General features: G+C 64.0%; 10 protein-coding genes. 4 read left to right on the top strand and 6 right to left on the bottom strand.

Annotation, left to right across the window (positions count from 1 at the left end):
• Positions 1-3 precede the first annotated feature (3 nt).
• From AC1D05_RS13060 to AC1D05_RS13040, 5 genes are all read right to left on the bottom strand, one after another.
• Positions 4-1,083: an imelysin family protein gene (locus AC1D05_RS13060; protein ID WP_477441113.1), complete on the bottom strand. Its 1,080-nt coding sequence runs from the start codon at positions 1,081-1,083 to the stop codon at positions 4-6.
• Positions 1,083-2,684: a di-heme oxidoreductase family protein gene (locus AC1D05_RS13055; RefSeq protein ID WP_477441112.1), complete on the bottom strand. Its 1,602-nt coding sequence runs from the start codon at positions 2,682-2,684 to the stop codon at positions 1,083-1,085. The genes AC1D05_RS13060 and AC1D05_RS13055 overlap by 1 nt, the downstream gene beginning before the upstream one ends.
• Positions 2,685-2,696: 12 nt before the next feature.
• Positions 2,697-3,182 carry a bacterioferritin gene (gene bfr / locus AC1D05_RS13050; RefSeq protein WP_477441111.1) on the bottom strand — a complete coding sequence of 162 codons (486 nt, stop codon included), beginning with the start codon at positions 3,180-3,182 and terminating at the stop codon, positions 2,697-2,699.
• Positions 3,148-3,459 carry a (2Fe-2S)-binding protein gene (locus tag AC1D05_RS13045; protein ID WP_477441110.1) on the bottom strand — a complete coding sequence of 104 codons (312 nt, stop codon included), beginning with the start codon at positions 3,457-3,459 and terminating at the stop codon, positions 3,148-3,150. Before AC1D05_RS13045 ends, bfr begins: the two co-directional genes overlap by 35 nt.
• A gap of 113 nt (positions 3,460-3,572) precedes the next feature.
• A complete protein-coding gene (locus tag AC1D05_RS13040; RefSeq protein ID WP_477441109.1) occupies positions 3,573-4,862 on the bottom strand; it encodes an imelysin family protein in 1,290 nt (429 codons plus the stop codon).
• Between the two features lie 434 nt (positions 4,863-5,296).
• Here AC1D05_RS13040 and AC1D05_RS13035 point away from each other — a divergent pair, with 434 nt between their 5' ends.
• A complete protein-coding gene (locus AC1D05_RS13035) occupies positions 5,297-6,550 on the top strand; it encodes an NAD(P)/FAD-dependent oxidoreductase (protein WP_477441108.1) in 1,254 nt (417 codons plus the stop codon).
• Between the two features lie 805 nt (positions 6,551-7,355).
• Here AC1D05_RS13035 and AC1D05_RS13030 read toward each other — a convergent pair.
• Positions 7,356-8,633 carry a 4-aminobutyrate--2-oxoglutarate transaminase gene (locus tag AC1D05_RS13030; RefSeq protein WP_027043559.1) on the bottom strand — a complete coding sequence of 426 codons (1,278 nt, stop codon included), beginning with the start codon at positions 8,631-8,633 and terminating at the stop codon, positions 7,356-7,358.
• Positions 8,634-8,859: 226 nt separating this feature from the next.
• Between AC1D05_RS13030 and AC1D05_RS13025 the strand changes: the two genes are divergently transcribed.
• From AC1D05_RS13025 to AC1D05_RS13015, 3 genes are read left to right on the top strand one after another with little or no spacing between them, the layout of a single operon-like run.
• On the top strand, positions 8,860-9,999 hold the full coding sequence (locus tag AC1D05_RS13025; RefSeq protein WP_477441107.1) for an efflux RND transporter periplasmic adaptor subunit: 1,140 nt from the start codon (positions 8,860-8,862) through the stop codon (positions 9,997-9,999).
• The gene (locus AC1D05_RS13020; RefSeq protein WP_477441106.1) at positions 9,996-11,072 is read left to right on the top strand and encodes an efflux RND transporter periplasmic adaptor subunit; all 1,077 of its coding nucleotides are present in this window, start codon (positions 9,996-9,998) and stop codon (positions 11,070-11,072) included. Before AC1D05_RS13025 ends, AC1D05_RS13020 begins: the two co-directional genes overlap by 4 nt.
• Positions 11,072-14,173 carry an efflux RND transporter permease subunit gene (locus AC1D05_RS13015; RefSeq protein ID WP_477441105.1) on the top strand — a complete coding sequence of 1,034 codons (3,102 nt, stop codon included), beginning with the start codon at positions 11,072-11,074 and terminating at the stop codon, positions 14,171-14,173. Before AC1D05_RS13020 ends, AC1D05_RS13015 begins: the two co-directional genes overlap by 1 nt.
• The last annotated feature ends 4 nt before the right edge of the window (positions 14,174-14,177 follow it).

The raw sequence follows: 14,177 nt of genomic DNA, 5'->3' as shown, positions 1-14,177 counted from the left end.
TGCTCAGTCCCCATCCAGCGACGAGAAGCCAGCGGTCAGGCCGAATTCGGCGGTCAGCCTGGTGCCGATCAGGGTCGACAGGCTGGAGGTGATCAGCGCGAAATGTTCGAGTTTTTCGCGCAGCGTCGGGTCCGCCAACGTCTTGTTGATCGGACCCTGAATGGACTTCGCGGTGGCGACACCGTTGACCAGCTGGATGTGGATCGACTCTGCCATCCAGAGCGCATCCGGCGGCAGCGCATCACCAAGCTTCGAAGCCTGGAACAACGCATCGATGCCGGCGAGATTTCCCGCCAGCGAATTGGCGGTGTTTTGCGAACGCCAGTAGATCGCCTGTTTCGGCTTGTCCGCCTCGGGCTTGCCGCCGAAAAAGCCTTTCAGACGCACATCCCTCACCATCTCCAGCTCGTTGATGAAGACGCCGACCAGTTCGGTCACCGCCTCGTTGCCGTCGCGGTAGAGGGCGTTCTGCGGTCCCGGATTGGCCCAGAGTGCGGCAAAACCATCTGGCTTGTTCCAGGCTGCGCTGACTTCACCGGCCATGGTTTCGATGTTGCCGGCAACCGCAGCACCGTAGGCGCACCGATAGGGAGCATCCTTTCCCGCCAGCGCGTCGGCGCCATCGCCGTAAAGCACGAATTCCAACGCGCCGAGCCCCTGCATGGCAATGCTCTTGCCTGCCAGCTGTGCCGGATCAATGGCGGTCGGGTCCTTGGCTGACAATACCGCCTGCACCTGTTTCAGGCCGAGGCCCTTGCGATCGGGCCAATAGAGGATGCGCTCCAGCCGGTTGTTCTCCTTGATCGGCCCGAAGCCAATGATTTCTGCTGATGACCAGGCATAGACAGTGGCGGAAAATTCAGCCCGCGCGGCTCCAAGTTCGTCTTGCGAGGGCGCTTCGCAGAGTTTGTGCATCGCCTTCATCAGGGCTTCCGCATGCTGGTGCAGGCCGGCATAGGCCGGCCTGACAAAGCCGTCGATCGCCCGCTGGATGATATCGGAGGCTCTCACGGCCGCTGATGCGGGGAAAGCAGCCAGCAGAGCCAACGGCAGAACGAAAACCAGTGCGGAACGCTTCATCATCAGAGTGACTCCAGGAATTTGAGCAGCGCATCGCGCTCGGTCGCGTTGGCGGCGGCAAAACGGTCGCGCGCCCTTTGCGCCTCGCCACCATGCCACAGGATCGCCTCGGTCAGGCTGCGCGCGCGCCCATCGTGCAGAAAGAAGGAATTGCCGTTGACGGTCTCGGTGAGGCCAATACCCCACAGCGGCGGGGTGCGCCATTCGCTTCCCGTCGCATCGCCCACAGTCTGGCCGTCGGCCAGATCGGGACCCATGTCGTGCAGCAGGAAGTCGGAATAGGGCCAGATCAGCTGGAAGGCCTGCGCCTTGTTGGGCGCGTCGCGACGGGTGACGAATTTCGGCGTATGGCAGGCAACACAGCCGATTTCATAGAAGACCCTCTTGCCGGCGAGCACGTCAGGCGCGGCGAGATCGCGGCGTGCCGGCACGGCGAGGTTCTGCGAATAAAAGGTGACGAGGTCCATCACCGGCTGCGGTGCCTCGACCGAGCCGAGCCGAGCCTGCACGCCATTCGGCATTGCGAGGCATTTTGCTTCGGCGGCGGTGCAGTCGCCCCAATGTTTTGGTTCTTCCGGCGTCGAGATGCCGATGTCGCCGGCAAAGGCGTCCGCCGCCTGCTGGCGGATCGATGCGGTCTGCGCCTTCCAGCCGAAACGGCCAAGCGTCAGTTCCCCGCTCAGGCCGTCGCGCACGATGTTCGGCCTGCCGGAAATGCCGTCGCCGTTGCGGTCGTCCGGGTCGGCGTTGGCGAGGATGTCCGCCGGCGCAATCTGTTCGATCAGGCCAAGGCCGATCATCGGCGGGGTCAGGCGCGGCGACAGCGTGGTGCGCGGATCGAGCGGCCCATAGGCGGGATCAGTGACCGAATAGGTTGGTTTGCGCAAGGGAATCACGGTGCCGTCCGCCAGCGTCACCTGCCGTTCCTGATAGTCGACATGCATCCTGCCTTCGCCACGCAGGCCGGGCACGGCCAGTTCCTGCAACTGCGTGCCGTAGACCGGGTCGGGGAAATTGGGCACCTTGTGGTCGGCAAGCGCGGCTTTCTCCTGCGCGCTGCTCGCCTCGCGCGCCAGTCGCAGAAGCATCGACGTGGTGCCGGCGTCGCCTTCCGGCGGATGGCCGCGGCCATCCTTCAGATGGCAGTTCTGGCAGGCGCGTTCGTTGAACAGCGGACCAAGGCCGTCCGATGCCTGCGTCGAGGATGGCGACGACACCCAATTCTTGCGGAACAAAGCATTGCCGAGCTTGAAAGCGCCCTCTTCCTCGAAGCTGATGTTGGCTGAGGATTGCGAGAAGGCGTCTCGGTCGACGTCCTTCTTCGAGGTGCCAGCGCCACCTTGCATCAACTCGAACGGCTCAGGTTTGGAGAAATTCGTGGTCGGCCTGGTGACGGCGATAACGCGCGCCTGATCCTTTGGATTGACGTCGCTGCGCGTGGTGGCGAGCCCGGCGGGTGGAAGGTCGCCAGCCATCGCTGAAGTGGTCAGCGCCAGCATGAGAATAGAGCAGCACCGACGAGCCAATCCGGCTGGTCTTTTCAGGAGAAGTGGCGAGCCGGCGGCCCGCCGGGAGCGGCGCAGGAATTCTAGCAGGCGCCGCATTCCCGCATGCCTTTACTCCGCCTCGTTGGCCGCGTCGGCGTTGAGCTGGCCGTACTTCTCCTCGCCGATCGAGGCGAGCAGGTCGAGCTGCGTCTCGAGGAAGTCGATGTGACCTTCCTCGTCAGCCAGCAGATCCTCGAACAGTTTCATCGTCACGTAGTCGCCCACCTCGTGGCAGATCTCGCGCGAACGCTTGTAGGCAGTGCGCGCGTCATATTCGCCGGCAAGATCGGATTCGAGCACTTCCTTGACGTTCTGCCCGATGCGCAGCGGCGCCACGGACTGCAGGTTCGGATGGCCTTCAAGGAAGATGATGCGGGCGATGAGCTTATCGGCGTGGTGCATCTCCTCGATCGATTCGGCCCGCTCCTTCTTGGCCAGCTTGGTGTATCCCCAATCCTCCAGCAGACGGAAATGCACCCAATACTGATTGACGGCTCCAAGCTCCAGAAAAAGAGCCTCGTTAAGCCGCTCGATGATCTGCTTTTCGCCTTTCATGGGTTCTGCTCCCGTATTGGACGCGCAGGCCTCTGACGCGATCCAGGTGTGAAACGACATCCACGCCGCTCGCCTCCGAGCGGGCGTGGTAATTTTCGGTGACCCGAATGATCGTTTCGACCACATTTGGAAAGCAGCCGCAACAACGACCGCGCTTCTGCATGGCATGATAGACCTTGGCCGGCACAATCAGTTGCCAGGGGTCCTGATCCAGCAGCCCGACGATCGTCTGCTCGATCTCCTTCTCGGTGATGATGTTGCAATGGCAGATCAGCATAACAGCGCTCGGATGGCTGACGGCGCCTCCCGCGCCGTGTTGTGGCTTCGTTTTCTTACCGGATCCCCATTCCGAAGGCTATCCATCGGCTCCGGATCAGGGCCTTCATGATCTTACTTGAACACCTTGTCGGGTGCGTCGAGGCTGTCGGAGCCCTCGAAGGCAATGGCGTTGAGCTTGAGGGTGCCAACGGCGCGTTCGATCGACTTGGTCTGGTCGATCAGTGCGTCGATTGCCGCCTGCACGGTGGCATTGCCTGCCGTGTTGCCCTCGGCGATCTGCTGGTCATAGGCCTCACCGGCCAATGCTCTCGCCTTGATCGCCTCCATCTTGGCGACGGTGACATCGAGCTTTCCCGACAGCTCGTTGTCGATTGCCGGATCGGCCGCCTTCACCATATCCGCCACAGACGGTCCCGAAACGACGGTGCCGTCGAGCCTGACATAGTTGGCATGATAGGCGGCGCGGATGCCGATGGCGTCATAGAGATGCGAATTGTAGGTGTTGTCGGAGAAGCAGTCCTGCTCCTCTTCCGGGTCGTGCAGCAACAGGCCGAGCTTCATGCGCTCACCCGCCAGTTCGCCATAGGACAGCGAACCCATGCCTGTGAAGATGATCGAGATCGCGGTGTTCGGCTCGCCGTCGACGAGGTTCTTGCGCGCCGCGCCGTCTTCCTTCCAGTCGTTCACCATCTTCTGCAGGTCGGAGACCAGAAGGTCAGTCGCCGATTTCAGGTACTGCGCGCGGCGGTCGCAATTACCGCCAGTGCAGTTCTTGAGATCGTAGTCGGTATAGGGGCGCTCGCCGGCGCCAGGCCCAGTGCCGTGCAGGTCCTGGCCCCAGAGCAAGAATTCGATGGCGTGATAGCCGGTGGCGACATTGGCTTCGATACCGCCGGCTTGCTGCAAGGTGCCGGAGAGGAATTCCGGCGAAAGCTTCGAAGCATCGACCTTCTTGCCGTTGATCTCGATCTCCTTGTTGGCGATCACATTGGCCGTATAGAGCGAATTCGCGTCCGATTCTGTGCCGTAGCTCTTGGCTACGTAGTCGATCAGGCCTTCGTCCAGCGGCCAGGAGTTCACCTCGCCTTCCCAGTCGTCGACAATCTTGTTGCCGAAGCGGTAGACCTCGGTCTGCTGGTAGGGAACGCGCGATGCCTTCCAGGCGTCGCGGGCGGCATTGAGCGTCTCCGCCGAAGGCTTGGCGAGCAGGGCGTCGACCGCTTTGTCGAGCGCCTGAGCCGTGGTCAGCGAATCCTCGTATTTGGCGAGTCCGATATCGGCATAGGTCTTGACGACCGCCTTCGCATCGGTATCCGCCTTGGCAGGCAGCACAAACACCGCTGCCGTCAGCAGCGCCGTGGCGCCGACCGCGGCAAGCCTGCCGCCATATCGTGCTGTCATTATCGCTCTCCAGTTTCTCGGAAATTCTATAAACGGCGCGCGCGCCGGCAGGCGCCAGGCCAGGTCGATGCCAAATGCGCCAAGATTTGCCGCGCCATCGCGCGGTTCGGGGAAGAAAGACACCAAAATGCCTCCAATCGAACGGGTTCAAGGCCCATACATCAAAGGGATGCGCATGTGCGCGAGCGTTCATAAAGCGTCGGCGTCGCTGGAAGTCAACTGGCAGAAGCGATAAAATGCAATTGAAACAACAGTTTAGAATTATTCTAAACTACAACAGTCAACTTTATGCCCCACCTGCACCGGCATTGCCATCGAACTGTACGATTGACAGCCGCCGTTCCGGGTGCGACCCGCAAACGCTCTCTTGCGGCGGTGCCAGACAATTGTCACCTGGCGAGAGATCCTAGGATCGAGCCAGGATTTGGGACACGATGAAGAACGGCGTGGTCATTGTCGGTGCGGGTCATGCGGGCGTGCAGGCGGCCGCCAGTCTGCGCGAGGACGGCTATGACGAGCCGGTGATCCTCATCAGTGACGAGAACGAACTGCCCTACCACAAGCCGCCGCTGTCGAAGACCTTCATCAAGGATGCCGGGGCCAAACCGCAACCTTTGCGGGGCGAGGCGTTTTATACCGGCAGCGCGATCGACTACCGGCCGGGCATCCGGATCGACCGCATCGATGCCGGCGGACGCCGCCTCGACATTGCCGGCGGCGGTACGCTTGCCTTCGACCATCTGATCCTGGCGACAGGTTCGCGCCCGCGTGTCCTGCCGCTGCCGGGCTCGGATCTGCCCGGTGTTTTGTCGTTGCGGTCGCTGGCCGATGCGCGGCGGATCCGCGAGCTGAGCGCGCAAAGCGAAGATGTCGTCATCCTCGGTGGCGGCTTCATCGGGCTGGAGATCGCCGCGACGCTGCGCGCGGCCGGCCGCACGGTGACGGTGGTGGAAGCGGTCGACCGGCTGCTCGGCCGCGCCGTGGCGCCGGTGGTGGCGAGCCATGTCCGGCAAAGGCTGGAAGCGACGGGCGCGCGCATCCTGACTGGCACCTCGATTTCAAAACTCGAAGGCGAAAACGGCCATGTCGTCGCCGCGATCACCTCGTCAGGCGAAAGGCTGCCGGCGCGCATGGTCATTGTCGGCATCGGCGCCGTGCCCAATATCGAACTGGCGCAGGACGCCGGCCTCACCATCGCCAACGGCATCCGCGTCGATCATCAGATGCACAGTTCGATGCCGGAAATCCTGGCCATCGGCGACGCCGCCTCCTACCGGCACTGGTTCACCGGCGGCGACGTGCGGCTGGAATCGGTGCAGAACGCCACCGACCAGGCGCGGCTTGCGGCCCGCACCATAACCGGCCATGCCGATGCCTATTCGGCGGTGCCATGGTTCTGGTCCGACATTGGCGACATTAAGCTGCAGATGGTCGGGCTGACCGCTGGCGCTGACAGCCATGTCGTGCTGGGCGACCTGCCCGACAACAAGTTTTCGATCTACCACTATGCCGGCGACCGGCTGCTCGGCATCGAATCCGTCAACCGCCCTGGCGACCACATGCTCGGCCGCAAGATGCTCGGCGCCGGCTTCTCGCCGACGCCGCAGACAATCGCAGCTGGTCCCGAGGGGCTGAAAGCGGCGCTGGCAGCGTTTCAAACCGCCGAGCCGGCGAAGGCTGTCGGCTAGTTTTGAAAGATTTTGTTCGAGCAATCACCAATCGGAGCCATGTCGTGAGCAGCGAATATTTCCGTGAATTGATCCGCCGCGATCAAGACCGCCATCTGCTTCGACGTCTCCTCCTTGAGGGCGCGTCATCCGAGCCGGGCGCTCCGGTTGATGATGGCTATTTCGCAGCACTGCGAAAACGAGCGCAGGGCCAATAAATTCGCGGCCTCAACGCCCCCGCTTTGCGCTACGCATGCACACATCTTCTGTGACTGGCGTGACTGATCGGCCCGAGGCTTGATTGCCTCGTGGTTCCCCCAATCCGTCGCTGCTTCGCAGCGCCACCTTTCCCCCCTCCGGAGGGAAAGGAAGGGAGCGTTGCTGGACGAGCGTTGACGGCAAAAAGCGTGGCGCCTTTCCTCTACCCCGTCGATCGGGGGATCCGAAGGACGGGCGAGACCCGTGGCTCGCCCCGGCAGGTGGCTCGGCGAAGCCGAGACGGAGTGGGGGTCGACCAGCGCTGCAAGCTGCCATGCACGCTATCGCCAAGACCAGCGGCTTGGAAATGAGTGCATGCCGTAGCCACGTTGTAGGGGCGAGGAACCCAAGTCTTCGGAGGGCGCGACATCCGTGATTAGCGTTTCTTCGCTCCCATGAAATGGGGAGAGGTGGCCGCGAAGCGGACAGAGAGGGGGCGGGCGCCGCCATATGCGATTACCCTCCCCCTTGTGGCGAGGGTCGCTGCAAAGCAGCGGGGTGGGGGTCAGCGCCAAGCCCCCCACCCGGACCTTCGGTCCGACCTCCCCACAAGGGGGAGGTAGAACGCTCAGGCAGCGCAGACTTCGCGGATCGAGCTTTCCAGGATATCGAGCGCCTCGTTCATGATCTCGTCCTGGATGGTGATCGGTGCCAGGAAGCGGATGACGTTGCCGTAGACGCCGCAGGTCAGCAGGATCAAACCCTTGTCGAGCGCCTTCAGCCGGATCGCATTGGCGATCTCGGCCGACGGCAAGCCCTTCTTGACGTCGTTGAATTCGACCGCGTTCATGAAGCCGAGACCCCTTATGTCGACGATCTCGGGCACGTCGTCGCGGATCGACTGCAGGCGCTGCTTCAGTCGTGCGCCCAGCGTGTTGGCGCGGTCGCAGAGCTTTTCGTCCTCGATCACGTCGAGCACCGCGTGCGCGGCGGCAACGCCGATCGGGCTGCCGCCATAGGTTCCGCCGAGGCCGCCGGGGCCGGGCGCATCCATGATCTCGGCGCGGCCGGTGACCGCCGCCAGCGGGAAGCCGCCGGCCAGGCTCTTGGCCATGGTGGTGATGTCGGCCGCGACTTCATGATGGTCCATCGCGAACATCTTGCCGGTGCGGGCAAAGCCGGTCTGCACCTCGTCGGCGATCAGCAGCATGCCGTGCTGGTCGCAGAGCTTGCGCAGTGCCGTCAGGAATTCGCGAGGCGCGTCGTAGAAGCCGCCCTCGCCCTGGACCGGCTCGATGATGATGGCAGCGACGCGGGCTGGATCGACATCGGCCTTGAACAGCCGGTCGAGCGCGGCCAGCGAGTCTGCCACCGATACGCCGTGCAGCGGCACCGGGAACGGCGCGTGGTAGACGTCGCCCGGCATGGCGCCGAAGCCGACCTTGTAGGGCACGACCTTGCCGGTCAGCGCCATGCCCATGAAGGTGCGGCCGTGGAAGCCGCCGGCGAAAGCGATGACGGCCTGGCGGCCAGTGGCGTTGCGGGCGATCTTGATGGCGTTCTCGACCGCCTCGGCGCCGGTGGTGACGAAGATCGTCTTCTTCTCGAACTTGCCGGGCAGCATGGCGTTCAGCCGTTCGGCCAATCGCACATAGCTCTCATAGGGCACGACCTGGTGGCAGGTGTGGGTGAAGCGATCGAGCTGCGCCTTGACGGCCTCGATGACCCTGGGATGGCGATGGCCGGTGTTGACGACGGCGATGCCCGAGGAGAAGTCGATGTAGCGGCGGCCTTCGACATCCCAGATTTCCGAATTTTCAGCCCGGTCGGCGTAGATTTGCGTGGTCATGCCGACGCCGCGCGAGATCGACTGGTTCTTGCGTTCGGAAATGGCTGAATTCTTCATGATATCCCTCATCGGGCCGGCGCCCGTTCTCGTTGATCAAATGTCTTCTGACCTTATTTCACGTTTTCCTCAAGTCGGCACCATCGGCTGGCGATTGGGCCTGCGACGGGCAGATCCCAGCCTTAACCAGTCGGGCGATACGCGTACGAGACCGGTTTCCTTTTTCCGGAGATCGATTATCCTCAAGATATCCGCGAGGCATCGCGATCAGCGGCTGGGGGAGCCCATGAGCAGGAACGCGACATCGTCCGTCTCGCTACCATCCGTCAGAACCTCCAGCGTTTTGTCTTTTCCAGCCGTGTCGGCAGTGTGCGTCTGCACAGCCGCATTGCTGCTGGCCGGCTGCCAGAAGCAGGAAGCGGCGGACAAGAAACTGCCGGTCATGGTGCGCACCGAAACGGTGGCGATGGCCGACTATGCGCCGCGAACCTCGCTGACCGGGGTGATCGCGGCGCGCACGCTGAACAATCTGTCGTTCCGGGTCGGCGGCCGCGTGGCCGAGCGGCTTGTCGATGTCGGCCAGCATGTCGACCAGGGCGCGGTGCTTGCCCGCATCGATCCGCAGGAGCAGCAATCCGATTTGCGATCGGCACGGGCCGATCTTGACGCTGCACAAGCGCAACTGACCCAGTCCGCCGCCGCCTTCGAGCGGCAGAAGACGCTGCTTGCCCAGGGCTTCACCACCAGGCGCGACTATGACGCCGCCGACCAGGCGCTGAAGGTGGCGCAAGGCAGCGTCGACGCCGCGCAGAGCGCATTCGCCAATGCCCAGCAAAACCTGTCCTTCACCGAGCTCAAGGCCGGCGCCCCCGGCGTCATCACCGCCCGCCAGGTCGAAACCGGCCAGGTGGTGCAAGCGGCGCAAACCGTCTTCACCGTCGCCGAAGACGGCGACCGCGACGCGGTGTTCAACGTCCAGGAGACGCTGGTTGCCAAGACGCCGCCCTCGCCGGCAGTGACGATCACACTGTTGTCCGACCCGCAGGTCCGGGCAAAAGGCACGGTGCGCGAAATCGCGCCGGCGGTCGACCAGGCCTCCGGTTCGATCCGCGTCAAGATCGGCATTCCCGATACACCTGCCGGCATGCCGTTGGGGGCGGCCGTCATCGGCTCGGTCAGCGCCAAGCCGGCGAAGGCGATCCTGCTGCCCTGGCAGGCGCTGACGTCCAGCGCCGGCAAACCGGCGGTCTGGATCGTCGATCCGTCGACCAAGGCGGTGGCGACGACGCCGGTCGAGGTGCTGGCCTACGATTCGGGCACGGTCGTCATTGCCAGCGGGCTGAACGAGGGCCAAAGCGTCGTCACCGCAGGCGGGCAGTTGCTCAGTCCCGGGCAGACGGTCGAGATATCGGGGGCGGGCCAATGAACCGGCTGTCGCAGATGCTGCTTGGCCTGTTAGCGCTTGGCGCGCTCGCCGCCTGCTCGAAATCCGAGGAAAAGCCGCCGGAGATCATCCGGCCGGTGCTGTCGGTGGTGATCCAGCCACGGACCACCCAGATCTATGGCTTTGCCGGCTCGGTCGAGCCGCAGGTCAGCGCCGACCTCGCCTTCCGCCTGCTCGGCCGGGTCGTCTCGCGCGACGTCAAGGTCGGCGACATCGTCAGCAAGGGCACGACGATCGCCGCACTCGACCCGACCGCGCTGGAACTGGCGGTGCAAGCGGCCACCGCCGAGCTCTCCAATGCCGAGGCACAGTTCGCCAACGCCGCCGCCAGCGAAGAGCGCCAGCGCCAGCTGCTTGCCTCCGCCAACACCACGCAGGCCGTCTTCGATACCGCCCAGCAGGCACGCAAAGCCGCAGAAGCCAGCGTCGAGCGGGCCAAGGCCGCGCTTGCCAAATCACAGGAGCAGCTTGGCTATGCCAGGTTGTTTTCGGATTTCGACGGCGTCGTCACCGCTGTCGGCGCCGAGGTCGGGCAGACCGTTTCGGCCGGCCAGACGGTCGTCACCGTGGCGCGCTCGGATCTGCGCGAAGCGGTGGTCGACATTCCCGACCAGCTAACCGGCGATCTCACCGCCGGCACGCCGTTCCAGGTCATCCTGCAATCGCTGCCGACGATCGAGACCCAGGCCAAGCTGCGCGAAATCGCGCCGCAAGCCGAGGGCTCGACCCGCACACGGCGCGTCAAGCTGACGCTTACCGATCCGCCGCAGGCCTTCCGGCTCGGCTCGACGGTGACGGCGACCCGCGTGACCAAGGTGGCGCCGACGATCGAACTGCCCATCTCCGCGCTGCTCGAAAAGAACGGGGCCGACAAGGTGTGGATCGTCGATCCACAAACCTCGAGCGTGAGCGCGAAAGAGATCAAGGTGGCCGCCAAGGGTGCTGCCACCTTCACCGTCACCGAGGGATTGGAGGCCGGCACGCGCGTCGTCACCGCGGGCGTCCACAGCCTGAGCGAAGGCCAGAAGGTCAAAGTGCCGGAGGGCGGCGTCTGATGAAGGGCTTCAATCTCTCCGACTGGGCGCTCAGCCACCGCTCCATGGTCTGGTATTTCATGCTGGTCTTCGTGGTGGCCGGCATCTTCTCCTACCTCAATCTCGGCCGCGAGGAAGACCCCAACTTCACCATCAAGACGATGATCATCCAAGCCAACTGGCCGGGCGCGTCGGTCAAGGAGACATTGCAACAGGTCACCGATCGCATCGAGAAGAAGCTCGAGGAGCTCGACAGTCTCGACTATACCAAATCCGTCACCACCGCCGGCCAGACCGTCATCTTCGTCAACCTGAAGGACACCACCAAGGCGCGCGATGTCGTGCCGAACTGGATTCAGGTGCGCAACATGGTCAACGACATCAAGGCGCAGTTTCCGCAAGGCGTGCAGGGACCGTTCTTCAATGACCGTTTCGGCGATGTCTACGGCAACATCTACGCCTTCACATCGGACGGGCTGACGCCGCGCCAGCTGCGCGACTATGTCGAGGATGTCAGGACCAGGATCCTGGCCGTGCCGAACGCCGGCAAGGTCGATCTCGTCGGCGCCCAGGACGAAGCCATCTATCTCGAATTCTCGACCCGCCAGATCGCGGCCCTCGGCCTCAACCAGCAGGCGATCGTGGCCAGTCTGCAGGCACAGAACGCCATCACGCCGTCGGGCGTCGTCGAATCCGGCCCCGAGCGCGTCAGCGTGCGCGTCGGCGGCCAGTTCACCTCGGAGGAGAGCCTGCGCGCCATCAATCTGCGCGTCAACGACCGCTTCTTCCGGCTGAGCGACGTAGCAACGATCCGGCGCGGCTATGCCGATCCGCCGACGGCGCTGTTCCGCTTCAACGGCCAGGATGCGATTGGGCTCGCCATCGGTATGAAGCCCAACGCCAATCTGCTCGAATTTGGCGCGGCGCTGGAAAAGGAAATGAAAGCGGTGCTGAGCGACCTACCGGTCGGCGTCGGCGTGCATCTGGTCGCCGACCAGCCTGTCATCGTCGAGGAAGCGGTTTCGGGCTTCACCCGGGCGCTGGCCGAGGCGGTCGCCATCGTGCTCGCGGTGTCCTTCATCAGCCTCGGCATGCGCGCCGGCTTCGTCGTGGCGCTGTCGATCCCGCTGGTTCTGGCCATCACCTTCACGGTCATGGCCTATCTCGGCATCTCGCTGCAGCGCATTTCGCTCGGCGCGCTGATCATCGCGCTCGGCCTGCTGGTCGACGACGCGATGATCGCGGTCGAGATGATGGTGGCGCGGCTGGAGGTCGGCGACAATTTGCGCAAGGCGGCGACGTACGTCTACACCTCGACCGCCTTCCCGATGCTGACCGGCACGTTGGTGACGGTCGCCGGCTTCATCCCAATCGGCCTCAACAACAGCGCCGCCGGCGAATACACCTTCACGCTGTTCGTCGTCATCGCGGTCTCGCTTCTGGTGTCATGGATCGTGGCGGTGCTGTTTGCGCCACTGCTCGGCGTCACCATCCTGCCGGCGACGATGAAGGCAAAGCATCACGACCAGCCCGGCCGCTTCACCGCGCTGTTCCGGCGGGTGCTTGTCGGCTCGGTGCGCCATCACTGGCTGACCATCATCGTCACGGTGCTGTTGTTTGCCGGCTCGATCGCCGGCTTCGGGCTCGTCCAGCAGCAGTTCTTCCCACCGTCGGACCGACCGGAGCTCATCGTCGACTGGAACCTGCCGCAGAACTCGTCGATCACCGAGACGCGCGACCAGATCGAGCGTTTCGAAGGGCGGGCGCTGGCCGGCAACCCCGACATCGACCATTTCTCGTCCTATATCGGCCAGGGCGCGGTGCGCTTCCTGCTCGCCTTCGACGTGCAGCCAGCCAATCCCTATTTCGGCCAGACCGTGATCGTCACCAAGAGCATCGAGGCCCGTAACCGGATCAAGCCGGTGCTGGAGAAATTGTTGCGCGAGGAGTTCGTCGGCACCGACGCCTTCGTCAAGCCGCTCGAACTCGGGCCGCCGGTCGGCCGCCCCGTGCAGTACCGTGTCGGCGGCCCCGACATTCAGATGGTGCGGGAGCTGGCGCAGCAAGTCGCCGGCCTGATCTCGGCCAATGCAAAGCTGGCGGCGCCGACTTTCGACTGGAACGAACCGCAGCGCGTGCTCAAGGTCGATGTGCTGCAAGACAAGGCGCGGCAACTCGGCATCACCTCCTCCGACATCGCCAGCGCGCTGAACAGCACGGTTGGCGGCGCCACCATCACCCAGGTGCGCGACGCCACCTATCTGATCAACGTCATCGCCCGCTCGCGCGAGGCCGAACGCGGTTCGATCGACACGCTGCAGAACTTGCAGCTGCCGACCAGCACTGGCGAGGCGATCCCGCTCGCGGCGGTCGCCAACTTCCGCTACGACCTCGAACAGCCGACTGTGTGGCGGCGCAACCGCATTCCGACGATCACCGTACGCGCCGGGCTGGTTGGCGATGTGCTGCCGGCCACTGTCGTCAACGAGCTGAAGCCATCGGTCGACGCCTTCATCGCCAAGCTGCCGGCCGGCTATTCCGTCCAGACTGCCGGCTCGGTCGAGGAAAGCGCCAAAAGCCAGGGACCGATCGCCGCCGTGGTGCCGCTGATGCTGTTCGTCATGGCGACCATCCTGATGATCCAGCTGCAAAGCTTCCAGCGCCTGTTCCTGGTGGTTGCGGTGGCGCCGCTCGGGCTGATCGGCGTGGTGGCGGCCCTGGTGCCCAGCGGCGCGCCGCTCGGTTTCGTCGCCATCCTCGGCGTGCTGGCCCTGATCGGCATCCTGATCCGCAACTCGGTCATCCTCATCGTGCAGATCGAGGACCTTGTCGCCGAAGGCAAGGACCGCTGGGCGGCCGTCATCGAGGCCACGGAACACCGCATGCGGCCGATCGCGTTGACCGCGGCCGCCGCCAGCCTCGCGCTGATCCCAATCGCGCGCGAAGTGTTCTGGGGGCCGATGGCCTATGCGATGATGGGCGGTATCATCGCCGGAACGGCGATCACGCTATTGTTCCTGCCGGCGCTTTATGTGACGTGGTTCCGGATCAAGGAGCCGAAACCGGTGCAAGATAGCGAAGGCGCACACGGGGAAACGGTGCAGGAAGGTGGGGCAGCCTGAAATC

This window comes from Mesorhizobium sp. P2_E9, assembly GCF_056403815.1.
Note: the sequence above shows the minus strand (reverse complement) of the source record. Positions and strands in the feature narration are given on the sequence as shown.